The organism is Microbulbifer harenosus (assembly GCF_005771435.1).
In the GTDB taxonomy this organism is placed as follows: Bacteria; Pseudomonadota; Gammaproteobacteria; order Pseudomonadales; family Cellvibrionaceae; genus Microbulbifer; species Microbulbifer harenosus.
In genome coordinates this window covers 182779-208609 of record NZ_VANI01000018.1, presented here as the reverse complement: position 1 = coordinate 208609, position 25831 = coordinate 182779, and the positions used below count along the sequence as shown (strand labels likewise).

General features: G+C 51.1%; 11 protein-coding genes and 1 pseudogene. 5 read left to right on the top strand and 7 right to left on the bottom strand.

All coding sequences use genetic code 11. The annotated features are described in order from the left end of the window. Positions 1-407: 407 nt before the first annotated feature. Positions 408-989: pseudogene (locus tag FDY93_RS16540) on the bottom strand (IS256 family transposase); the annotation flags it as partial. 206 nt (positions 990-1195) lie between these two features. On the opposite strand from FDY93_RS16540, the gene FDY93_RS16535 reads away from it, so the two are divergent. The 4 genes from FDY93_RS16535 (at position 1196) to FDY93_RS16525 (ending at position 5060) form a co-directional block, all read left to right on the top strand. Further along, positions 1196-1504 (top strand): type II toxin-antitoxin system RelE/ParE family toxin, encoded by a 309-nt coding sequence (locus tag FDY93_RS16535; RefSeq protein WP_138236863.1) that lies wholly within the window; start codon positions 1196-1198, stop codon positions 1502-1504. Then, on the top strand, positions 1497-1667 hold the full coding sequence (locus FDY93_RS19815) for a hypothetical protein (protein ID WP_246068619.1): 171 nt from the start codon (positions 1497-1499) through the stop codon (positions 1665-1667). Before FDY93_RS16535 ends, FDY93_RS19815 begins: the two co-directional genes overlap by 8 nt. A 3-nt stretch (positions 1668-1670) precedes the next feature. Continuing rightward, a complete protein-coding gene (locus tag FDY93_RS19875) occupies positions 1671-1802 on the top strand; it encodes a helix-turn-helix domain-containing protein (protein ID WP_281282518.1) in 132 nt (43 codons plus the stop codon). A 477-nt stretch (positions 1803-2279) separates the two neighbouring features. Next, positions 2280-5060: a TonB-dependent receptor gene (locus FDY93_RS16525; RefSeq protein WP_138236862.1), complete on the top strand. Its 2781-nt coding sequence runs from the start codon at positions 2280-2282 to the stop codon at positions 5058-5060. A 143-nt stretch (positions 5061-5203) separates the two neighbouring features. Here the strand turns inward: FDY93_RS16525 and FDY93_RS16520 are convergent, their stop codons facing one another. The 6 genes from FDY93_RS16520 to FDY93_RS16495 form a co-directional block, all read right to left on the bottom strand. Further along, the gene (locus tag FDY93_RS16520; protein ID WP_171019019.1) at positions 5204-5959 is read right to left on the bottom strand and encodes a thioesterase II family protein; all 756 of its coding nucleotides are present in this window, start codon (positions 5957-5959) and stop codon (positions 5204-5206) included. Positions 5960-6026: 67 nt separating this feature from the next. Continuing rightward, on the bottom strand, positions 6027-7535 hold the full coding sequence (locus tag FDY93_RS16515; RefSeq protein WP_138236860.1) for a hypothetical protein: 1509 nt from the start codon (positions 7533-7535) through the stop codon (positions 6027-6029). Between the two features lie 165 nt (positions 7536-7700). Continuing rightward, on the bottom strand, positions 7701-8996 hold the full coding sequence (locus tag FDY93_RS16510) for an MFS transporter (RefSeq protein ID WP_138236859.1): 1296 nt from the start codon (positions 8994-8996) through the stop codon (positions 7701-7703). Between the two features lie 56 nt (positions 8997-9052). Next, complete coding sequence (locus FDY93_RS16505; protein WP_138236858.1) at positions 9053-10561, bottom strand: hypothetical protein; 1509 nt, start codon at positions 10559-10561, stop codon at positions 9053-9055. Between the two features lie 135 nt (positions 10562-10696). Continuing rightward, positions 10697-16894 (bottom strand): non-ribosomal peptide synthetase, encoded by a 6198-nt coding sequence (locus FDY93_RS16500; RefSeq protein WP_171019018.1) that lies wholly within the window; start codon positions 16892-16894, stop codon positions 10697-10699. Further along, positions 16894-23334: a type I polyketide synthase gene (locus FDY93_RS16495; protein ID WP_138236856.1), complete on the bottom strand. Its 6441-nt coding sequence runs from the start codon at positions 23332-23334 to the stop codon at positions 16894-16896. The genes FDY93_RS16500 and FDY93_RS16495 overlap by 1 nt, the downstream gene beginning before the upstream one ends. Before the next feature lie 920 nt (positions 23335-24254). Between FDY93_RS16495 and FDY93_RS16490 the strand changes: the two genes are divergently transcribed. Continuing rightward, entirely contained in the window at positions 24255-25763 is a 1509-nt protein-coding gene (locus FDY93_RS16490) for a tryptophan halogenase family protein (protein ID WP_138236855.1), read from the top strand. Positions 25764-25831 lie beyond the last annotated feature (68 nt).

The window sequence follows — 25831 nt, the reverse complement described above, 5'->3', positions numbered from 1 at the left end:
GTTCAATACCTGCAAGTTAGAAATTTTTACATTGCCACGCTGGGTAGGTAGCAATTCTTCGATGATTTTGAATTGTTTTGCTGAGAGTTCCATGCCGCAATTATACAGAATTTAGTGTGAACAGGCCCTAAGTAAAATCAATGAGAACAGCAGTGGATCGGAGTCATTGATCTCGTAATTCAACAAACTTATCTTGCTACCATCACTTGAGGACGAGTTCCATGGCCTGCTTTCCCAGGTAGTGTGGACACAGACCGCTATAGGAGGACTGTAGGGTGGTAAGTAGAGGAAAGTACAGAAAGGGGGCAAGTCTAGACATAACAGTATTTCGACATAATCTAAGGAGCGTAGGACTACGAAATCAATGGGGTCGAGGGTATTCAAAACTCTGTGTCAGCCATATAGCCTCATAGGCTAATGTGTTTTTCTAGGCGCTCCGGGAAGTGAATCGTCAGCTGTGACAGCGTCAGGTTCCAGTTCTGAATCGGGTGCGTCCAGCGCTCAGAGGCTTTGAGTATACCGGCGTATAGGAGCTTGAGTAAGCCGTTCTCGCTGGCGAAGCCGCCCTTGGTTTTGGTCAACTTGCGGAACTGCCGGTGAACCGCCTCAACAGCGTTGGTGGTGTATATCGCGGTGCGCACATAATCCGGGTATTTGAAGTAGGCTGACAGGGTTGCCCACTTGCTGCGCCAGGACTTGATGACCATCGGATACTTGTCGCCCCATTTGGCTTCCAGTTCGTCCAGAGCGCTTTCAGCGGCATTCAGGGTTGCCGCTTTGTAAACGCACTTTAGGTCAGCCATAAATGCCTTCTGGTTCTTGGAGGCAACGTACTTCAGCGAGTTGCGGATCTGGTGGATGATGCAGTGCTGGACTTCGGTTTTGGGAAAGATGCTCTCGATGGCCTCGGGGAAACCTTTCAGGCCGTCTACACAGGCGATCAGGATATCTTGAACTCCGCGATTATGGAGATCGGTGAGCGCAGAAAGGGGTCAAGTCTAGACATAACAGTATTTCGACATAATCTAAGGCGCGTAGGACTACTAGCGGCGATACAGGACGCGGAAAACATCAACCAGGCCAGTGCGGAAACCTACTCACCGTGCTGGCCATGGACGAGCGCGGCAATGTCACTGAGTCCCGCCAGGGCAACGGCGTAGTCACCACCCGCAAGTAATACCCCGCCACCGGTCGCCTGGAACACCAGACCGCCTCGACCCTCGGCATCACCCAGATCCAGAACCTCACCTACCGGTGGGACAACCTCGGCAACCTGGGCTGGCGCAAAGACCGGAGCGGCGGGGTGCGCACCCTGCTGGCCTACAAGGTCGAAGACAAAACCTTCTTCGTCTACGGTTTCGCCAAAAACGCCCGCTCCAACATCAAGGACGACGAGTTAAAAGTGCTGAAGCTGTACGCCAAGAACCTGCTGGACTACAGCTACAGAGATTTAGCCAAGGCCGTCAAGGCCGGCACACTGATCGAGGTGAAAGGCAATGGATAAATCCATTCTAGACATGGTGCACGAGAGTGCGAAAGAGTTGCACAAAGCGGGCGTGATGGACGAAGACACCCTTGAGGAGTTCGATGTCCTGTGCCTGCCGCCGGTAAAGGAATACAGCCCGGCGCAGATCCAGCGCATCCGCAAAAGAACCAAAGCCAGTTAGAGCGTGTTCGCGCTCTACCTGAACACCAACAAGTCCACGGTGCAGAAGTGGCAACAGGGCGCGAAGAAGCCGAACGGACCGTCTCTGAAACTGCTGAATCTGGTGGATCGCAAAGGGCTGGAAGTACTGGCCTGAGCTAGCTCACCCGCACCGCAGCCACCCATAACAACGAGCCCCCGACCGCTAGTGCGCCCGGGGCGGTTCAGAGTCCTCAAAGCGGGGTGGGGATAGGAAATCGTTGGTATTTCGAGAAACCCAAATCAATGATGTGAAACCCATTGGCCCACGCTATTGACCCTTGGGTCGCATCTGGAGTTGATCGAGTTGTTGCACGGGTGGTCCAATAGATATCGCGAGCGGAGTTATGCATATCAAAGGCAGTGATCTCGCCCTTCAGCTCCCCCCTTACGCCGGCGCAATCTCCCTATGGAGAGAACTGTGCGGTTCCGAAAAAATCCTTATAAAACAATGGATTGTACTTTAATAGGTGCTTTCTCATCGCCGGCACCATGAGTGCTCCTCCCATCCCCCCCTTGGGGGGGGGAGGGCGACGGATATCGGGAGGTCTAGGATTGGAATCCTCACCATAACGATAAATCCAGGGAGAAGATGATGAGTCTGACTAATAATCGTTTCCGGCCGGCACTGCTGTCCGCGGCCATCGCAGCTGCAGCGAGCGCATCCATGGGCGCCTTTGCCCAGGAGCAGGATGAGGCACTCGAAGAGGTAGTAGTAACCGGTATTCGTTCCAGTATTGTTGATTCCGTATCCGCCAAGCGGAACTCGGATGTGGTTGCCGAAGTTGTCGACGCCGGTGACCTCGCGTCACTACCAGATTCCTCCATCGCGGATGCTTTAACCAGGTTGCCAGGTGTTACCGCGGTGCGTACTGGTGGTCAGGCGAGTGGGCTTAATATTCGCGGTATGGACGGCGGTTTTGTTTTCGCCAGCTTAAACGGTAGAGAACAGGTAACTACCGGCGGTAGTCGGGCTATTGAATTCGATCAATACCCGTCAGAGCTGATTTCTCAAGCGACAGTCTACAAGTCCCCCAAGGCGTCTCTGATTGAGGGTGGTGTTGCGGGCACCGTCGAGTTAAAGACCGCCAACCCACTGGATAACGCTCAAGATCACACCTTTCACGTAAGTACTCGCGGCATGATCAATGACCGCGGTAACGAAATCGACGACGCAGACAAAATTGGCCACCGGTTTACCGCGTCGTATCAGGGAAAATTTGCGGATGATACCCTGGGGGTCGCCCTGGGATATGCGCGTCTGTACCAGCCAAGCGCTTCCAGCCAGTTTGTTGGTTTCCAATACAACGGCTCAGGTGTTGTTGATGGCGAGTCCGTAGCGGTCAGTGAGGGCTTCGAAGCGCAAGTACGAGGCGGCGAAGAAACCCGCGATGGCTTTATGGGCGCGATCCAGTGGGAGCCTAATGAGAACTTGAGTGTGCAAGGGGATGTGTTCCACTCCAAGTTTGACTCCGAAAACTATGCCCGCGGTTTTCGTGTGAAGACGTTGCAAAATGGCACGCTGAGCAACGAGACGGTAAACAACGGCGCTGTAACAGGCGCAACAGTTTCAGGCGATGGAAGCGGCAGCTTTGCCGTGTTCAACATCAACGACAACGACTCCCGATACACGGAGGTTTTGTCTGGCGGAATCAATGTAACCTGGAACCAGGGCCCCCTGACACTCTCGTCAGACATCTCCTACTCAGAAGCGGACGGTGAATTCGTCAACGGTGGAACCCGGGCGATTCTTTACAACGATGCCAGCAATCCCTCCTCTGGCCGGGCGCCAGAGACGATTCACTATCTGCTGAATGGCCTTAACCCGGGCTCATTCACGGCCGATCAATCCTACACCGACCTGAACACCATTGCCTTAACCGAAGTGGGCATGTGGCCCTATATCAACAACAACGAACTGAACGCCTACAAGTTTGACATGAAGTACGAGCTGGATATGGGCTTTGTTTCTTCGGTCGAAGCCGGGGTGCGCTATTCCGAGCGGGAGTTTTCCGCCCAGCGTCAGCAAGCGGGATATGGCTCGGAATTTGGCGGTCATCCAACGGAGTTACCAATTCAGTTAACTGCTGACATGGTTGATGTGACCAGCTTTGGCGGTGAGCTGTCGGGGTATCCGGATTTCCTGGCAATCGACTTTGATGACGCAGTTGCCCTGGTCAATGCTGCCAATGCTGCTGCGGGAAGAGATCCCTTTGAAGCGACTTCAAACTGGGGTAATAACTGGACCATGATTCAAAGCGGCAAAGTAAATGAAGATGTGCTTGCCGCTTACTTCCAGGCCAATATTGAGTCTGAGCTGTTTGGTGTCAGCGTCACTGGTAACATGGGTGTACGTGTTGTCGATACCGAACAATACAGCACCGGCCTTTTCCAACTTGGCGACGGGCTGGGTACGCCAATCGCCGATGAGCGCGGTGTTATCAACAGTGATTACATCGTCACCCGGGTAGGCCAGGAATACACCGACTACCTGCCGTCAGCCAACTTGAATTTTCACCTGACCGATCACGATCAGTTGCGCTTTGCGCTGGCTAAAGTGATGTCTCGCCCGCCGATCGACAAACTCAAATCTGGTGGTGGCTCATGGTTTGACGACGGTGCGACAGAAGACAGATTTAACGTATGGGGTAATACCAGTCCTCTGCTGGACCCGATGTACGCCAATCAGCTTGATATCTCATACGAGCACTACTTTGAAGAAACCGAAGGTGCCATCGTTGCCGCCTTCTTCTACAAGGACATTGAGTCGCTCGTCACCGATATCACGATTGATCCATTTGATTTCGCCGCTGCGGGCATAGATATTCCCGAGCGTAATCCGCGAACTGGGAATCCTTCTATTAACGGGCAGTACCAAACTGCTTATAACAATGAAGATGCAGGCTACATTCGAGGAATCGAGCTGGCCTATACACAAACCTTTGAGTTCTTGCCCGGTATCTGGTCTGGACTTGGTTTGACGACGAGCTACTCGTACACCGAAAGTGAGATAGATGCTGAAACTGGCCTGAGCGGTGAATCTATCACAATCCCCATGCCTGGGTTGTCAAAGAATGTGTTCAATACGACCGTGTTCTATGACTATGATAGTTTCTCTACTCGCGTAAGTGCGCGTTACCGTGACAGCTATGTTGGCCAGCAGTTGGCAGTTGACAGTCAGTTGGCATTCTTTGATTCCGAAACTGTCGTCGACTATCAGGCGTCTTACCAGCTGGAGAATGGTGTCGAAATCGTATTCCAGGTCAACAATCTGACCGACGAACCGAATAAGACCTACTTCGGCAATGAAGCGCAAACAGGTACTATTCAGTACTTTGGTCGTCAGTACTTCCTGGGTGCGAACTACACGTTCTAAGCAGCAGTACCTGTCCCGAGGCGTGCCTCGGGACATTCCGGAAAACCGCCCGTTGAGCGCTGCTTGACGGGCGGTTTTTTATGTGGCTATGGCACGTTTGTTAACTTCAGGTTAGTGCGCCGTCGGAGCGACGGATTGAGCAGTTACAAGTACGCGCTTGCTAATGCGCGTAGCTCTTGCCCAACAATAGACAGGAGTTCGTGAGTATGAGTGTTAATAAAAAAATGCGAGCCCTTGATCTCGCGGAACCGAACTTGCCCGGATATCAGTGATTCCCATTGGAGCGCGTCCTCTGGCGTCATACTGTGGTCATCGCTACCGTAAATCACCAGCGCGTTGCTACGAAGTTTTCCGGCAAATTTTCCGTCGTACTTATCTACCAAATGAAAATCTGATCGAATGATGGGCAGGATGAAACTCATAAAATCATCATCCCGTAGTAACTGCGCATTCAGGCCACCTAACTTTAACAACTCCTGCTTAAGGTCATCATCTGACAGGCGATAGCGCTCGAGATCTGCTTTACAGAGGTGGGCTGCTTTAAAGGCGCATAGGAAATGAAAAATCTGATGGAAATTTCCACGTTCGCGAAGTGCGTTAGCGAGCTCAAAACTGACCAAGGCGCCCATACTGTAGCCCAGAAACGCAAATGGCTTATCCAGCAACGGTTGAATCTCATTAACCAGTGATTCAACCATACCCGCGCAGTCGTCTATTAAAGGGTCATGCAAGCGATTGGCCCGGCCGGGATACTGTATACACACTACCTCGATATCTTCCGGAAGATGCCTTTCCCATCCATGAAAAACTTGAGCGGAACCGCCCGCGTAAGGAAAGCAAAACAAGCGGATTTTTGCATACTCCCTTTTTGTATTTATAACAAACCAATTACTTTGCATACGTCCACCAATAAACGAAAAAACCCGCGCCATTGATTTGGCGCGGGTTACTTGAATATCCCTCAGATTATTCGGCCAGCAACGCGTCCCAATCTACCAGTCTGATCGGCCAATTTCCCACATAGCCGTGTGCCTCGCTGGGATAGAAAATAGTTGCCTTGTCCTCATCACTCCACTCCCGTGCTTGCGCCTGGTGGCACAGCTGGCAGGTGATCGTGTTTGGCCCCCATTTGTGGCTCTTTAAAGAAGCGGTTGTTGGATCATCGTTTATATCGTCATTTTGATAACGAGTGATGATCTCCATCATGTTATTCTCTCGATGCTCCCAGGCCTCCTGTCCAAGCAGCCAGGAATCATACTCGAAAAAGGGGTTGTGTCGGAACGAAAGGACATAACTTGCTGTTCCAGCGTCACCGAGTTTCAGGGAGTAATCAGTGACCAGCAGCAAATACGACAGGATGTTGAATGAAAAACGCGGACGATCCATGCACGACCGGTTGTCTGCGCAGCCCATTACAGAGAGTACCGACTGGAAACCCTCCATAACTTTCTGTGGGTCGTCAAAAAGCATCCAGCCGATAGAGGCGGAATGGAAATATGGATTTATCGCAAACCACTCGCGGTGCTCCGCATCCAGTAACTCGACGGTATCATTGTCACCGTGCAGTTTGGCCAACCAGAGGCGAGCTGGAACCGTCCACCCGCCCAGAAGAGTAGTCAGGCGAAATTGCTGATTATTCTCCGGGTCCTCTTCCCATGCCTGTTCCGCCAGCTGGTACAAGGGAATGGCCCGCTGTGCCAGATAGCTGCTCATCACCATGCTGTACAAAATAGTCGGATCATCGTAGTCCGCTTCACCACCATTCCAGATATTGGAGGCGATAGCATAGGCGTTTGTAGTCAGATTGGTAGGGTTTTCGAGGAGATCTTGCAGTAACTTCTCGGTCGCCAAATAGCGATTCACTTCTTTATAGTTAAAAGACTCTAAGAAATAATTATGGGCTTCATTACCTTCTGATATATCTATCGGAAGATCAGTTGGCAACCATAATAAGAGCTGGTCAGAAATCTGTGTCTCCGCACGCGTTAACCATGCTTCTTCAGAGCCCAGGTGCTGCGCCCGTCGCAAAAAATAAAGTGCGTAGACGGCATGCTTGACAGAGCGAATGCTTTTTCTGTCTCTACCATAAAGAGTCGCCCGCCATTTAGGCAGTTTGACCACATGGTACGCAGCCATAGCTTTACTCAAGAGCATACTGCTGGGATCGTTTAAGTAAGCGGTCAATAGCGCCGATTCCAGTCGGGGTATTTCAATCTGAGACTCATGGGGAAGCCAGGTCTCATGGTCTGAAATCGGATCATATACATTCCCCACTTCTACTTCGCCGGAAAGTGTTTTGTTCTCACGCAGTATGTCGCCCACGGTACGACTCAAAAAAGAACGTATTTCAGCTAACTCTTGATTATCCAATCCGCCATAGTCGGTGTGGTCAACGCCCCGGGCTTGACTTGTACTAGCGAAAATCACCAGGCAAAGTGTGATCAATGAAGTTAGCTGCTTCAGTACCTTGTTCATAATCCATTCACGTTACAGTTTAAAAAGAAGTACTTTCACGCTACTGGATGTTCAGTCGAGTAGCGCAATCCTTGAGGGTATTAGTTTCTGGATGGTGGCCGACTTGTATAAATACGTTTCTAACGTTGGCGTATGTCTCTTGTCGATCTGCACAATCTCCATTAGCTATTGCGCATGTGCCTCCTGTGTCGCCGGTTGGGCGACCGGGCCAGGCAGCAATCCCATATTACGTATATAAGGTATCGCCAAACCTACGGCAGCGAACGTTATCATCAAGGCGCCCGCTATATTCATCGCTGTGCCAGCGGAATACAGCTCTATCAGGTAGCCCGTGATACCCGTAGACACAGGAATCAAACCAGCTATGGCAAACATAAGAAGCGACATAACCCGGCCCATGTAAGGTCCCGGTGTGCGCAGTTGAAACCAGGTAGTTCCCGCAACCATCATTGTGCCGGTACAAAATCCGATTAAAATCAGAAACATTGCGGCAACCCAGTGATTTGTCTGGTTTCCAAGAAAAAAGAGCGCTGTACCCGCGCCTAGATCGCAGCACAGTACCAAGAGACCCATCTGGGAATTGGTGAACTTCCTACTGAAAGCGAATCCAGCACCGGCAAGTGTCCCGAGGCCAATCATCGCGTAAAGTGTGCCATATGCCTCTGCTTCCAGCCCAAGATCCACCTTAGTGAATATTGGAATACTGGTCATCAGCGGCCCGTGCAGGCAGAACGAAATAAGCACAAGGTATCCCAGCACAACTCGCATAGCGTGATCCGACCAGCAGAAGCGAACGCCGTCATAGAACATCTCCCAAAGTCCATGGGTGCAGCTTATCTGTGCAGCAGGGGCAGCACGCATAAACTGCATGAACATTAGCGATGCCAGCAAGGTAAAGGCATCAACCGCAAACGCCATCGCGAGCCCTGCGTGTTTCCCTGACTGCTCACCGACGGTTTGCTGAGTGAACCAGATTAGCCAGCCACCCAGCATCGGGCCCAGTGTCTGCGCCAACTGCGTTGTCGCCACAACCATCGCATTCGCTCGCCCTAACATCACGCTAGGGATAAGCGAAGGCAGAACCGATTGTGCCGCTGGTACAGAAAATCCTCCCAGAATACCTAACGCCGGCGAGTACAAAAACAGAGCCCATAAAGGAAAACTCTCGTAGTAAACAAGAACTGCCATGCTGAGCATCAAAATGAAAAACAAGCCTCGAGTAACTAGAAGGACACGTAGTGGTGAAAGTCTGTCGGCAAGCGCACCACCGAAGAGAATAAATAGACCCTGTGGTAGGCTTACCAGCGCCATAACGGCCGCCATGATTACCGGGTCGTTTTCAGTTAGGTTTAGAGCCAGCCAGGGCAGCGCTACAAAACTGAAAAAACTACCCACCTGGGCAATGGCAGTGCTAGCCCAATGCAATACAAAGTCGCGCTTTCCGAATAGTGAATCATTCATAAATTACCACCGCCTTATACTTAACTTGTGCGGCTGATCAATAGAACTGCGTCAAATTACTGAATGCGTTCACCGAACCAACTAACGGTATACTCTGGCCAATTGCCAATGAATAATCTCTGCTCATCGACCGGCGACGGTATATAGACGGTCTCGCTGGGAATGTACTTGCCTTGTTGTTGATGACAGAGCTGGCAGGTGGTTGAAACGCCCCATTTCTGGCGTTTTATAAAAACATTAACCGGATCGTCAGAAGGGTCATGGTTCTGGTAGCGGGCGAGGATTTCTTCCGCATTAGCTTCTCTGTGCAACCATGAATTCTGCCCGAGAAGCCAGCTGTCGAACGAATCGCCAAGCAACCAACGGAAACTGAGAAAACCGTGCGCGGTATTCAGATCGCCAGCTTTCAAAAGGTAATCGGCACCCAATAGAGTATAGGCAAGCCGGTTGTAAGGCGCCTTTGGCGTGTCGCCGCAGGGTAGAATGAAATCATTGCTACACGCGTCGATGCTGGAGAAGTAGGCTGACATTCCATCAGAAAATCTCTCAGGATCGACAAATGGGGCGGCCGCGTAGGGAAATCCATACAATTGCGGGAAACGCGAAAACCACTGCTCTAGTTCTATATATACTGAATCTTTGGCTTCGTTATCGCCATGTAAGGCTGTCAACCAGCGTCGGTTAGGAATGGTAAAGAAGCCGACTTCATTGGCAAGACGAAAAAGCGGGTTGTTCTCAGGATTCTCGGACCAGGCTGCTTCAGCAATCTGTGCCAGAAATTGAGTACGCTCACCAAAATAGGCCGAAAGTAGATAGCCATACAGAACGGTAGGGTCGTCATATCCGGACTCGCCACTAATCCATAAGTTGACTGCGGCCACATACAAATTCGTTTTCAGGTTGACAGGGTTGTCAAGCACTTCTTTCAGAAGTAGGTGGTTCGCTTCGTGACGCTCGTATTCGTTCTTTGTGAATGCATCTAGAAAAAAGTTCTGAGAGTAGGAGCCGTAGCTATGATCTAGCGGATTATCCACAGGTAACCACTGCGAAAGCCGTGTCTCGGTTATGGCCAGAGAGCGCTCTATCCAGGGGGCGTCTGAACCGAGTTGCCTTGAGCGATGCAGGAAGTACTGAGCATAGATAGTATGTTGCAGTTTGCGAACAGTAGGGCCTTCATGAACTCCGCCATTCTGCGAAAATACAGACGCACGGAGTAAATGAAATGCAGCATTCAATTGACTTAGATTTACGTCTCCAGGATTGTCCAGATAGGCCGCTAATATGGCCTTCTCCAACGGCGGTATTACCCATTTACTATTGTTAGGCAAAATCGTCTCATAATCCGAAATTGGATCCTGTAGATTTTCTGCGTACAGAACGCTTTCAGCATTCTTATTAAATGGTTTTGCCAGCTGCTTGACGACTCTCTTGATTTCATTCAGGTCATTTAGATCCCTATGGCCCTGTCTGGTGTCACTGCCATTCTGAAAATTATCGGCAGCAAAAGTGAGCGAAGAAGCTGCGAGCACCAACCCGACGAAGCAATACTTTACTGTAGTTAACATAACCAACCATTTTTCGGCGCTTATTCTATATGCCAGTGAAAAGGTGGCCGAGTTTACCTTCGCACTTTCAATAAACAGGTAATTGCAGTTTATGTGCAACACCAACGGATGGGTTCGCTTGGTTAAGCAACTAAACTACGCGGTTGTTTCTACCGCGGCGTAGTTGGAGTTAAGGGGCGTTGCATGTCTGTGAACCATGTTCTTCATTGCCAACTGATACTCTTGTAGTACTCGCTCCGCCTCAATGTTAAGTAATGCTCCTTGATTAATATCTGTTTTTGCGCTGAGTCCCTCTCCTGGCACGAGAACAACGCCTACGAACATTGCATGCGTACGAACTCCATCAAGTTCGCGGCTTTCAAAATTGCCCGTGCCCTCGACCGCCGGCCAGATATAGGAAGGCATATCATCCTTCAAACTAGAACTGCGATCTCTCTCTTCGACCATGAAATTAAGCCCGATCAACGGTAAATATGTCGACATATCTTGGTTAAAATAGGCCCTGTTTTCACCATACAGAAGCGTCATCAAGCTCTTTTCTCTGGCTTTAAAGCCGAGCCGCTGCTCGCGTAGGTTCTCGAGCGTTTCCAACAGTCCGCATTGATCCTCCATGGAGAAATCAAAGAGCAAGAAATCATTGCTCGTGACATTGCCAACGATGTTGCGTGACATTTTCCCAAGAGAGCTAACTCCACGGTTGTCATTCACTAGTTCCATCAGCACTCGCGTGGACGTCAGGCGTGGCTTGAATGCGCGATAGAAACCGAGAATCAACGCTTCAAACAGTAATGAACTACCATCTCTCGCTATCAAGTTGGTAAGCTTTTCGGATTCCCTCCCATCTAGTAGCGGGATATTTTGAGAAGAAGTACTCTCCCGCCCGCGAGCAAGTGTATCGGCGTCCTTGAGGTACTTGACCGAAGCGAGTTCATCCCAGGGCATCGTTTTCCAGAAAGTGAGTTCCTGATCTCTATCCGCGCGATCAAACGCATCGTAGTAGTTTTCCAGCCATGAGACTGAGGAGGATCCGGGTATTTCAATCTGAGCTTGGTTCAGCAGAATGCTGTATCCTACGTAAAGTTCCTTGACAATCGATCGTATTGAGGCGCCGTCAACAATCATATGATGGAAAATCAGTAGCAAGCGATCACCGAGATCTTTATTCAGTTTGATGTGGGCCACTTTGAACAAAGGCTGATCTAGAGAGAATGAAAATGATTGATGCAGCCTGTTTGCGGCTGCTTCAAGCCTTGCGACTCCTTCGCGGGCATCGTATGCAGACAAATCAATTTCTTCAAAGCGATAACGTATGCCCTTTGGTGCGATATGCTGGGAGAAAGTCTCGTCCTGTTGAACTATTCGGAAACGTAGACCATCGTGACGCTCAACAAGTCGATTAAAGCTTTCCTCAAGCAGTGCCATATTAAAGCTGCTCTTCCGAAAGCCCATCATGAACTTTACGTTGAAATGTGTTCGCCACTTTTGATTCTCCAAAAGATAGCGCACGGTTGGTGCCATAAGCACTGGCGAGCAACTGAGACTGGTGCTGTCGGGTAGGTGATCGGAAATGTAGTTGACGTATTGATTCAGCTGATTTTCCAGATCGTCCAGTAGTCTACGCGCCTCAGTGTTAGTAATGCCTCTTGAGTAATTTGCTATCAAATGAATTCTGCCACCTACAATCGCGACGTTAAGCGAAAGCATATAGGACTTTGCGCTTCTCGGCTCCAGCGTGCTGAGTGACATCCCTTCGATAACTTCGAAATTTTCTGACCGGAGGGATGGATCGATTTGTCCGTGGTATTTGTAGAAAATTTCGGCCTGATTTGACGCTGCCTGATCTTTGAATTGCCTATCGCCGTATGCTTGTGAAATAAGTCCATAATCGAGACCTTGCCGTGAAATTCTCCCGATTTCGGACGAGGATTTTTCAGGAACTCTCTTCACACCACCGAATGGCAAACATTGGGCTACAGTGGGGTATGTATACTCAAACGTACCGAGCAGACGTCTCATGTTCTTATCTTTTGCGGAGTCCAGCCTGTCGGATCTCTCTACATCGATACGAAGCGTAAGTTCGGTCCCCCGCCAGCAGTAAATGGCATGACTTAACGAAGAATATACAAGTTCCTCCACCGTGGCATTCAGCATCTCTATGCTGTGTGTCAACAGAATTGCACTGTGTTTATCGCTTAGGGTGGTAGACGTAAAACGGGTTTCTACTGGCGGCTCTCGCGTTAAATCTTCAACGCACAGGCTTTCACTGGGTGTGCGTAGAATACTTAGCCAAGTGTCACGCTTGGCAAGCAGATGTTTGCTTTGTTCAAGTTTTTTAACAGATTCCCCATACTCCTGGTATGAAAAAGTACTTTTCGAAAGAGCGATTTTTCCGCCATTCAGATAGTCTTGATAGGCCGACTCCAGATCGTCCAGAAGGACTCCAATTGATGCTCGATCAAGTAACAAACGCTGAATGCCCAGTAGCAAGTGAGGCTTACCAGTACTTTCGTCATCTTTGATCAGCACTACCTCCAGCATTGGTCCGCCAATGGAGGTCAGTGACTGCTGCAAAGCTTGTTTCTGCGCTGAGATGTAGTCTTCCTTTTCCTCGGCAGATAGCTTGCTCACATCCGCAACATGAATCCTTGACTGAATGTCTGCGAGGTCGAGTTGCTGATAAACAGCTTTCCAATCCTTACCACAATAGGTGTCTGTTCGGCTATCTGGTGCCAAAATACGTACGTTCAACACTGGATGGCACTCGTGCATCGCCATCAGCCACGCCAGAAGAAAGTCATTATCGAGGGCTTGTGGAGCATCCAATAAAATATAGTCAATCAGATCTCCGTCAATGCCGTTGTCGGCATTGAGAAGCTGCAACTGCTTGGGTAACAGTTTTTGCTCGCCCATGCTGGTAACGGGACTTCGGCTACCTGTCTCTACGTTGGACCGGCGTTGTTTTTCAACATGGCGTGCCAACGCCGAGAGATCCGGAAATTCATATATATCGCGGACACTTAAGGTTGCCCCTAAGTCCTCTACTCGGCTGATCAGGCGTATCGCACTGATCGAATCTCCTCCAATATCGAAAAACTGGTCGTTTGCACTCACTTTTTTGATTTTCAGAACGCTTTTCCAGATTTCGGCCAGTTCTTTCTCACACTCTGTCGTGGGCTCATTAAATTCTTCTTCATTGAGTACTACATTTGGACTAGGTAGGGCGTTCCTGTCAATTTTGCCGTTTGCGGTCAAAGGCAACGCATCCAAGCGCACAATAAAAGCTGGAATCATGTAATGGGGCAAACGAAGTGTTAGGTGATCGCGCAACCGCCCGCTAAGGTCTATCTCCTGTTCACTATGTGATTGTTGCTCGCTAACGACATACGCCACTAGCATGGGTTCGCTTTCGCCAATAGAGTGAGTGACAACAACAGCATCTTTCACCTCAGATAGAGATATTAGTGTCGCTTCAATCTCGCCTAACTCTATGCGAAATCCTCTAACCTTAACTTGCTGATCCATGCGCCCCAGGAACTCAATGTTTCCGTCGGAGAGCCTGCGAGCGAGATCACCTGTTCTATACAGTCGCCCACTTCCCCCTTTTTCCGATTCACTGCGAAATGGATTGTGAATAAACCTTTCCCGAGTTAACTCTTCCCGATTCAGATACCCTCTGGCTACGCCGTGCCCAGCGATGAGCAGCTCTCCGGGAACTCCGATAGGCGCTAGTGTCATGTCATCTGAAGCGATATAAACCTGAGTGTTGGCGATAGGTTGACCGACAAGTATGCGTTCGTCGTCGTAACCTATTTCGTTTACGCAAGACCAGATTGTCGTCTCTGTAGGCCCATACATATTCCAGAGTGATATACCGGGCCGGCGCAGCAGAGCTTTTGCAAGTGGCTTAGTCAGCGCTTCGCCGCCACAAAGTATCTTTATTGGATGCTCGACCTGCCAATTTGATTCGATCAACATTTTCCAGGTCGCTGGAGTTGCCTGCATGATCGAAACCTTGTGCTGGCGCAAACTGCGTTTGATCCGCTCGGGATCGCTCGCATCAGTTTTTGAGGCAAGTACTAGCTTTGCTCCGCGAATCAAAGGCAGGAAAATCTCTAGACCGTGAATATCAAAGCAGATAGACGTGACAGCCAACAAACAATCCACAGAAGTTAAGCCCGGAGCTACGGCCATACTTGTCAGGAAATTGACGATGTTGGCGTGTTCAACCATTACCCCTTTGGGCGCGCCGGTGGAACCGGATGTGTATGTGACGTAAGCGAGGCTCTTGGGATCAGCGCCAGTGAGCTCCCTGGTGGGATTGCTCCCCGGGCACTGCGCCACCGCTGCCGCCGTCGACACATCGTCCAGGCATAGTGCGCGCACCTCCGTAAGTGGTATGCATTCCTGAGTTGACGTTTGCACGACCACCGTATTCAGGTTCGCATCGTCAACCATGTACGCCAGTCGTGCACGGGGATATGCGGGGTCCAGTGGTACGTAGGCACCGCCCGCCTTTAGAATCGCCAGCATGGCCAGCACCATGTCAAGCGAGCGCTCAAGGCAAATACCAACTCGGGTGTCTGGCTCGATTTTATGTTCCGTGATAAGGAGGTGCGCAAGCTGATTGGCGCGGCTGTTCAGTTCTGCGTAGCTGACTGCTACGTTATCGAAAATCAGCGCCACCGCGTCAGGTGAGCTTTGTACCTGTGCTTCGAACAGGGTATGAATACAATCCTTGTCTGGATACTCTGTGTAGGCCGGGTTCCAGCGGGTAGCATAGTCCTGTTGCTCACTGGGTGACAGGAGCGGAATTTCGTCAATGGGGGTCGCGGGTTGACGCACAAGTCCCGACAGCAAGTAATCGAAGTGTTGCGACATCCGTGTAATTGTTTCAGTCTCGAAAAGATCGCTATTGAACTCCCACTCCAGCTCCATACCGGCTTCGTTCTCAGTAACATTCAGCGTCAGGTCATATACTGAGACTTGTGTTTCTCTTCCTTCGAAACTGACCTTCACTCCCGGCAGGTCAATTTCTTTCAGGGCGACAGGCTGCAACACTAACATGACCTGAAAAAGGGGGCTGTACGCTAGGCTGCGAGCAGGCTTTAGTTCTTCCAGCAGCACTTCAAATGGAATCTGCTGATGCTCATACGCTTCCAGGGCGGTGGTCTTGCACTGCTCCAGTAACTGATTGAATGTAGGCCTGCCAGAAAAATCAGTGCGCAATATCAGCGTGTTGACGAAAAAACCGATCAGGTCCGAGACCTGTGTCTGCTCGCGGTTACTGACCGGCGTGCCAATGACGATATCGTGCTCCCTGCTGTAGCGGGAGAGAAGCGTAGAGAATGCTGCGTGCAAGCCCATGAAAAGCGTTGCACCCTGCCGCTGGCACAGGGTGCGCAACGCTGCCGTAGCCGATTTATCGATATAGCTAACATGGGTTGATCCCGCGAAACTTTGCTTCTGGGGGCGATGACCATCTAGAGGCAGATTGTGCACGGCAGGAAGACCGTACAGTTTTTTCTTCCAGTAACCGATTTGTCGATCAAGCTCGCTTCCTTGCAGGTTGTCCAGCTGCCATTGCGCGTAATCTGAGTACTGAATTTCCAGTGGCGGGAAGGGATTGTTCGCGCCAAGAACGTAGGCACTATAGAGCGTGCTAAGTTCTTTCATCACCAATCCAATCGACCATCCATCGGAGGAAATGTGATGCATTGTAAATAACAGTACATGTTCAGTTTTGCCCAGCTTGATCAAACTAGCGCGTAGCATCGGAGAGCAATTCAGGTCAAATGGCTTGGTGCTTTCAAAGGCGATCAACCGGGCCATTTCAGTCTCGCGATCGGTGTCCGCGAGCTGGGAGATATCGTGAGTAGGGATACTGAACTCAGCAGCGTCGTGAACCTCCTGAACTGGAACTTGCTCGCCATTCATGCGAAATGTGGTTCTCAGGCTCTCATGACGCTGAATGAGCGTCTCGAAGCTCCTTTGCAGGGCGGAGATGTCAAGCTCTCCGCTAAAACGCAGTACGCGCGCCATATTGTACTGAGGGCTACCTCCTTCAATCTTGTCAAGAAGCCACAGCCGTCGCTGCGAGAATGACTGCGGTGCTGAACGTAGGGCGCGGCGCCTGATTTTGATATCGATGTCATTACTTGAAGAATCTTGACGCGCGAGATAGCGAAGAAGCCCATCCTTGTTATTCTTTATCAGCGCGACAACGTGCGGTGTCAGCTTCTCTTTTGGACATTTTGTCTTGAGCTTTCCAGATTCAGCGAAGATGTAGACGCCTGCGCTGGTGAGTTGCTCAATTACAGCGGTTATCTCGCGCATTACCATTCCACCTCAACGTTGTTTTCATCATCCACATTCAGCAGCGCGTTACCTGCAATCACTGTTTTTGTTTCTTGCTCTGTCGAAGTGTCTGCTGAGGCGACGGCACCTGGTGCAGTCACCACATGAGAAACAACGTAATCTACCAGGCCATTAATGGTTGGATACTTCATGACAAGTGTCGAAGAGATCTTCGCTTTCAAAACGCCCTGTAGACGATTGGAGAACTCGAGCGCCATCAAGGAATTCAATCCGTACTCATAAATATTGCAGTTGGGATCGAGACTTTCTGCGTTTTCAATACCAAGTACATCCGCCAGAAGCGTCGTTACTCTCCCGCTCAGTAAAGACTCCTTTTCAAGCTGCGACGCACTATTTAGAAGATCAAGGAAGTCAGCTTCGTTCTTAAGAACACCCGTATCAATAAAATTGGAGAAAAGGGTTTTCTTACGCGGATCGGCGTATTGCTTGAGAATCTTCGACCAATCCAGCTCAAATACACCAGCCTGGGGTACGTGGTGCGCGAGCAACCGGGTCATTGATCTGACGCCGCTCTCGGGACTTAGCGGTGTCATGCCGGCGTCCTTCATCCGCCGGATATCACGTTCATCCAGACTTGCCGCCATGCCTGCCTCCGCCCATGGTCCCCAGTTAACGCTCAAAGCGGGTTGTCCGAGCGCACGGCGGTGAAAGGCTAGCGTGTCCATGAACGCATTGGCCGCGGCGTAGTTACTTTGACCGGACCAGCCGACAAGCGAAGCGATGGAGGAAAAGCAGACAAAGAAATCCAGATCAATGTCTTTAGTTAATGTGTGCAGGTTCCAGGTACCGCTTACCTTCGGCGCGAGTACACGCTGAAATTGCTCTTCGGTTTGCTGTGCGATCACGCCATCGCTTAGCACGCCAGCCGAATGAACAATGCCTGCAAGCGGTTTGTCTGATGTCTTCAATGCTGATAGAGCGTCACCCATGGCACGGGCGTCCGATACGTCCGCGCGCACAATATGAACGTCGACACCGCGGGACTGAGCTTCGGCGATCTTTTGCTGTGCATTTTCATTGGGAGTACTGCGGCCAGTGAGTGCAACAGAGGTTGCACCACTCGATACAAGCCAGTCCAACATCACCAGCCCAAGACCGCCAAGACCACCGGTTACCAGATAGGTTTTATCGGCTTTGATGAGATCAGGGTTGATGCCGCGCGCCGCAGTTACTTTTGCGGCATTGAAATCGAGCACAGTCGGTATCGGTTCCGACTTGGGTAGTTCGGTATTTCCATCCATTCCAACGACATGCACATCAATCAGATTTTGCGAGAACTGATTCGAAATCTTCGCAAAGGCATCTACGGCTTCCTGTATCAGGCAGCGGTAGCGCTCAGGATGTTTTCGCGCCAGATCGTGTGTGTTGGCTCGATGATATGACGCATTCTTTTTGGTCAGGTTCTCAATGAAACTGCGCCCGCAACCGGTAGCGGTTTTTCTGAGGTCTACAAAACGTCCAAAATCATCGATTAAGGTTGAAACTTTTTCATACCCGATACCCTCCTCGAAGTTGAGAACGACATCGAAATTCGTGTGTCCTTCGTCGCAATGCAATGCTTCCATCAGCTGAGATGAGCATTCGTAGGTAGATGAATCGAGAACCCGGAGAACACCTGTGGCGGAAAGTCGCTGGCGCTTTTCTTCTGTATCCGCTGCGGCATACACCTTTGCATTCTTCGCGCAAGCGAGTTGCGCAGCGGCATGTGCGGCAGCGGAGTCACCGCCATAAATAAGTACTTTTTCCCCTGCGCGTAAAATCGCGAGTTCATTGAGGGCGTAATACGCAACGGAAAAATGTTCACCTACCGCTACGGCTTGGATGTAGCTCAATCCGGCAGGTAGCGGGATAAGTGAATCCGTTGTGATATGAACATGAGAAGCGCGCGTTTTTTCACCAAGTACGATGACATTCTCTCCGCGCGACCATGCCTTGACCGAACTGCCCACCGCCTCCACAACTCCGGCGAGTATCGAGCCCTGATCCGGGCCCGCTGCCCGTACTCGTACTCTTACCTGGTTGTCATCGAGCGGCGGTATTCGCAGGGCGTGTAAACGTACGCTAGCGATACCTTGATCGCTGTAGCTAGTAACTTGGTACCCATCGCTTGCGTCAATGACAGTTTCACCATCAGCGTACTCGTCCAGTATGGCGGCGTTCACTTTGCGAAGACGGCCGACATACCTTTCGCCCGCTCTCAGCGCAGTTTCTTGCTCGTACTGGTCACTTTGCAGATGGTCTGCCAGGGTATGGATCAGGGAATCGTCAACCGTGTCTGCCAGGTCCAGCAGAGAAACACTGTATTCCGCATGCTCGGAAGCCAAAACCCGCGCAAAACCCCACAGGGCTCCTTGCGAAGGTTGAGGCAGATGAGTATCTCCACCGAGCCTGTGGACTCCTTGGGTAACAAAGAACAGCTTTAGCGCGTTAGGCCAGTCCAGTTTGTTCATCGCCTGCACTAAGTACATGGGGATTACCGACGTGACGCGGCAGCTCGCCAGGACTTCCTCTGAGGACTGTTCTTCGCAGTTAGGATTGTCGATGCCCCACATATACAGGATGCCGGCACATTGATTGTTCACCGCTCGCAACGCAGGTAGAAAGTCATCCGGCCCGTTGATTTCGGTAGTTGCAGGTACAACGTGTACCGCGACGTCCTTAGCGGCTAATGTGGAGACCAGTTTGTCGGCAATGCCCTGGTTATCGGCGAACACAACCCATACGCCGTTATTGGATGCGGCGTGGTCGGTATTGAGTGGCATTCTTTCCCAGAAATAGTCGTACTCGATTGCCTTGTCGGCGTCGCCTGACTCCACGGGCTGGTGAGCCCTGAGTTCAATCGAGTCAACTTCGACCAGTATATTCCCGTCTTTATCAAACAGGGTTAAGTGCCCAACAATGCGGTGCTCATCTTTGTAATCGGTTACCAGGTGACAATAGAAGTGTGCACCTGGCGCTTGATGAAAGTGCAATGCGCCGATTTTTACCGGAAGGTAGCCCTTCTGTACGGTAGGGAACAGGCCTTGAAATGCACCGTCGAGAAGTACGGGGTGTAGCAGGTAGTCGGCGCCCGTATCAATGATGGCGCTCTGTGGGCGTACTTCCACCACACACTCATCGTCGACATACCAGGCTTGTTCAACCAGCTGAAACGCGTCTTCGTAGCACAGTCCCAATGCATGGCAGTGCCCATAGAAGGCAGATTTGTCCATATGTCTGGACAGGCGCTGGGTGATTTCTTCCAGGTTCACCTGCCCCCTCGGTGCTTGCTTCGCAAGGGCGCTGATACCACCGCGGCAATACGTGATCCAGTTTGAGGATGTATCTAACGCGTTGATTTCAAACTCGTACTCGCCTTCAAGCAGGCGGCTTTCAAACTGCGCGGGATTATCTTTGTCGATAAAACACGCCCGTATGAATTCCAAATTTTCCAGTGTTATATCGTTTCGACCGTGGCGAAGGCGTGCCATGGCTAACGCACTCTCTATATAAGCAGCGCCGGGATAGACAACGTCCTCAGCCACCTTGTGACCATCCAGGAACGGAATTTCATGGAGATCGACGGTTTTTTGCCAGGCGGGGGCCGAAGTTTTGAGCGGACTTCCGAGCAGTGGATGCACGGGCTCGGCGTAACCCGCACCGAGTTGAATGTTCTTAAGGCGAGCCTGCTTTACGTCATCCGCCTCGCTCCAGTAGCTCGCGTGTTGCCAGACGTAGTTTGGCAAAGGCATTAAACAACCGGCATTGGGGTAAAGCGCGGACCAATTTACCAAAATACCTTTCGCATGCATGGCTGCGAGAGTATGTTGCAGGATGACGTCATCGGCATGCTTGCGGTTCAAGGTTGATACAACACGGCATTGCTTCAGGGAGGAAGTAATGGAGCTGATCAGCGTAGGGTGCGGGGATATTTCAATGAATGTTGTATATCCATCGTTAAAGATATTCTCTATGGCATCTTTAAAGCGCACCGGTTCACGCACATTTTCCGGCCAGTATGCCGCACCCCAATCGCCTTCGCATGTAGGCTTGGCGCTGACGCTGGAATACAGTGGTGTAGTTGGCGTATGTACCACTATACCGGTGAGAGCTTCCTGCAAAGGCGCTTTCAACTGGTCCATAACCGGACTGTGATAAGGTACGCCGACGCTCAGGAAGCGCGCAAAGATGCCTTGTTCATCCAGCTGCTCCGCGATGCGCGCGAGTGCTTCAGCATCACCCGCGAGGGTAATAGCCTCTTCACTATTTACAGCGGCAATGGAAACTTTCTCGTCTAATCCGGCAAGATAGGGCACCAAATTCGCTTCGCTCAACCCCACCGCGAGCATTTTCCCCATACCTTCGGTGGTGTGTTGCAGTTGGCTGCGGTGATATATGACTTTAATTGCGTCATCAAAACTGAGCGCGCCGGCAATATAGGCCGCACCGACTTCCCCAGCGCTGTGACCGACGATGCAGCCAGCTTCAATTCCCCATGAGGCGAGTAGCTCTGACAGTGCCACCTGGGTTGCAAATATCGCCGGTTGAGCGATGCAGGTCTGATGGATCTCTTCCTGATCCTGGCTGTTAAAAATGGCATCGACAAGCGACCAGCCGGTATAGTGAGAGAGCGCTTCGCTGCAGCGGTCCAATGCTGCACGGTAAACGGGTTCACTCTGATAAAGCCTGCGCCCCATACCCGACCATTGTGGGCCCATCCCCGAAAATACGAAGCAGGGCTTTTTCGCTGGACTTTCTTCCGCAGGCGATTGTATGTAACTGCCGGATGCCCGGCCTTCGACAAAATCTTCGAGGCCAGCGATCATCGCTGACACGCTATCGCCGCTAACTACCAGGCGATGCTTGAAATGCTCGCGTTTGATGGCGGAGGTGTAGCAGACATGGTGTAGCAATGCGTCGGCGTCGTCCCTATCAAGCAAGTCCTGCTGAAGATAGCCAGCCATCTTTTGTGCTTGCTGCTTCAAGCCGCTTTCAGTTTTATGACTTATCAGTAGAAGCTTGATTTCACCATTCACCACGGGAGCCTGGGTGGCCGGCGCCGGCTTTATGGCGGGCGCCTGCTGTAGAATCACGTTAGCATTTGTGCCCCCAAAGCCGAATGAATTTACCATCGCTCGTCGAGGCTGCCCGTCAGTGTCTGGCCAATCTATCTGCTTATCGGCTATTCGTACATTGAGTTTCTCAAGGTCGATGGCCGGGTTTGGCGTATGGTAATGAATATTCTGCGGGATACGGCCGGCACGCATGGCCATGACCGTTTTCATCAGGCCCGCCACCCCTGCGGTAGCTTCACTATGGCCAATATTGCTTTTCACAGAACCCACGACACAACTCGGAGTATCAATAGACCGATCGCCCAGTACTTCCCCCAGGGCATTTACCTCAATTGGGTCTCCAACCGCTGTTCCGGTGCCGTGTGCTTCGGCATACTGAATAGTGCTCGGTGAGAGGCCTGCTCTCTGTAATGACTTTTTCAATAGTGCTTTTTGTGATTCCCCGTTGGGAACGGTAATTCCGATTGTTTGCCCATCCTGGTTCACTCCCGTCGCCTTAATAACGGCGAGAATATTGTCACCGTCTCGCTCGGCTGCCTCGCGTTTTTTAAGCAGTACCAATCCGGCACCTTCACTGCGCACATAGCCATTGGCTGCCGCGTCGAAGCTTTTGCAACGACAGTCTGGTGACAACATGGAGGCTTTACATATCGACATGGTAAGTTCGGGGCGTAATAGAATATTTACGCCGCCGGCAATAGCCATATCACTATCACCGGTAAGAATCGCTTTACATGCCAGATCCAGAGCAACGAGCGATGATGAACAGGCGGTATCGAGAGATACACTTGGCCCGGTAAAGTCGAAGGTGTAGGAAATTCGGTTAGCTGTCAGTGTCATTGACGGCCCGGTAGCCGAGTGGCTAGTCATCAATTTATGCGCTGATGAGGAAAGCTGTACCTGCTCGTAATCGTGCATGAACTGCCCAATATAGACTGCCGTATTACTTCCCTTCAGTTCTGAGGCTTTCATGCCTGCGTTTTCAAATACTTCGTACGCCAGCTCAAGCAACCAGCGATGCTGCGGGTCTAAATGGGGTGCTTCCTTTGGCGAGATTCCGAAAAATTGTGGATCGAATAGATCTATATTCTTAATGAAGCCGCCTTGATTGACATACATCTTGTTCGGCTTGTCTTTGTCCTGATCGTAGTAGGCGCTATTTTCCCACCGGTCGCCAGGGACCTCAACAATTCCATCGCCGCCATCCAGAAGAAACGCAAAGAATGATTCCGGGTTGTTGACGTTACCCGGTAACCGGCAGGACATGCCTACAATCGCAATGTCGTTTTCCATAATGTTGTGATCGTTACCGCGTGGTTCTAGTTGAGTATAAGAATCGCTCATTACTTCCCTTACTAAGCTCTTTGGTTTACGTTCTGGGTTCGCCAATACTTTTTCTACGGGCTTTTTTAACAACGGAACACCAGCGCGGAGGCTCGCGCTGGTTCCAGAAGACCTCTTCGGACATCGTTGATAGACAATCTTGAATTACTGGAATGTTCCGTTGACTAGAAGGCCTTGAAGCCGCTACTTGTGGTGTTTCCGCTGTTGCATCTCCATGTGGGCTGTGCGAAGGTTTTGTTGCAAACTGGCGTCACTAGGATTTCACTTTTGCAAACCAGATAAACGTTTTTGGCTTTATCTGGATCGTCGAAAATTTTCGCTGGTATCAGAGGGCCAGCGTTTGTTCAGCAATTGGGGTTGGTACACCGGGAATCAAAAGCTAGCCGACGCATGGCGCGCGTTCGGAAGTGAATAATCCGAGCAGGCAGGCTTTGTTGAATTATTTATTCTCTATTCGGTCGCTACCTTTGTACTCTGAAGCCCCGGCGAGCTAACTGGTATATTTGTATCACTTGTAATTGCGATTTTGCCTGCGCCCCCGGGGAGGGAGTAGAAAGGTGTTTGCTAATGTTGGTGGCGGGCAATTCAACTGCGCCTATCCTCGACGCGTAGTTAGTGTTGGAAAGGTAATCTTGGGCAGGGTAACCAATCCCGAAAAATCTCTTACCCACTGAGCTTCGTGGGTGCCGTCTGGGCTCATGCAATCTACATAAAAATATAAATACGTTTTCCAATCTGAAATTTTTCCGAGCCTACTTGGTACGGTAGTTTTACGCCCTCAGGCAGGGGGAGCTGGGTTGAGCCAGTTTGTGTTTCAGTCGGACAGTGTGATTGGGGTGCAGATAGATCATGCCTCTTTTGCGTAAACCCTGGCTGGAATACGCTCTGTAGTTTATTAGTAACCATTTGATGGTTTTGATGTGAACAATAAGAATATTGGAAAATTGGTGATCCTGGGCGGCGGTACCGCAGGCTGGATAACCGCGGCAATGATGGCCAAGAGCATGGCGGGAACGGTAGCGGTTACGTTGGTGGAGTCTGACGAGATCGGCACTGTCGGGGTGGGCGAGGCAACCATTCCTCCCATTCGTAATTTTAACGGTGCGCTCGGTTTCGATGAGGCGGATTTCCTGCGCGAGACCAAAGCTACTATCAAGCTCGGTATTCAGTTTGAAAACTGGTCTCGCCCGGGCGAGAACTACATGCACGCCTTCGGTAGCATCGGTAAGAATTTTCCCTTTTGTGATTTTCATCACTACTGGCTGCGCAACCGCGCACTCGGCGGCAATGATTGTTACTGGGACTTTTCGCTGAATTATCAGGCTGCAAAGCACAACAAATTTTCCCATCTCACCAATATTCCCAACACCAAGCTCCCGGGACTTTCCTATGCCTATCATTTTGACGCTGGGCTCTACGCGCAATACCTGCGTCGATACAGCGAATCCAAAGGTGTCGAGCGGGTTGAGGGCAAGGTTTTCGATGTGCGCTGCAATCATGACAGCGGCTACGTTGAGGGGCTGACGCTGGAGAGTGGTCAGGTTGTTGAGGGCGATTTGTTTGTGGACTGCTCTGGTTTTGCCGGTCTATTGATCGGCAAGGCTGTGTGCAGCGAGTACGAAGACTGGGGGCAATGGCTACCGTGCGATCGTGCCATTGCAGTCCCCAGTGAGTCGACTGCGTCTATTGTTCCTTATACGCGTTCCATCGCCCGCGCTTGCGGCTGGCAATGGCAGATTCCACTGCAGCATCGCGTCGGCAACGGGCTGGTGTATTCCAGTAGCCACTGCAGTGACGAGCAGGCCCGCGAGATGCTGCTGCGCACTCTGCCGGGCAAGCCGCTGGCGGAGCCTCGGGTGATCCCGTTTCGTACCGGTCATCGGCGTAATCAGTGGGAAAAGAATGTGGTAAGTCTTGGGCTTGCTAGCGGATTCCTGGAGCCATTGGAAAGTACGTCTATCCATCTGGTGCAATCCGGTGCTACCCGGCTGGTCAAATGTTTCCCGCACCGCGGTATCCGTACCGAGGAGGTAACGGAATTTAATCGCCAGTCACGGCTGGAGATGGAGCGTATTCGGGACTTTATTATTCTTCATTACAAGGCCAATCAGCGACGCGACAGTGACTTCTGGCGGCACTGCGAAAACATGGCGATTCCGGAAAGTCTGCGATATAAAATGGAGCTCTTTCGCGCGACCGGCAAGGTATTCCGGGATTACGACGATCTGTTTACGGAAGTGGCGTGGCAGCAGGTGCTGATTGGGCAAGGCGTACTGCCGGAGGATTATCACGGGATTGCGGACGGTATGAGCGACACGCAGCTGAGCGACCTGCTGCAGAGCCTGAAAATCCTGATCCAGGGGACGGTCAGGCAGTTGCCGACCCATGAGGCGTTTTTGTCCTCACTGTTGGCCTCCGGTGTCAAATAGCCGGTTGATAGTGTGGACGAGCCTGTGGTGCAAAAGGCCCCGCGAGTGCGGGGCCTGAGCCGCTGGGT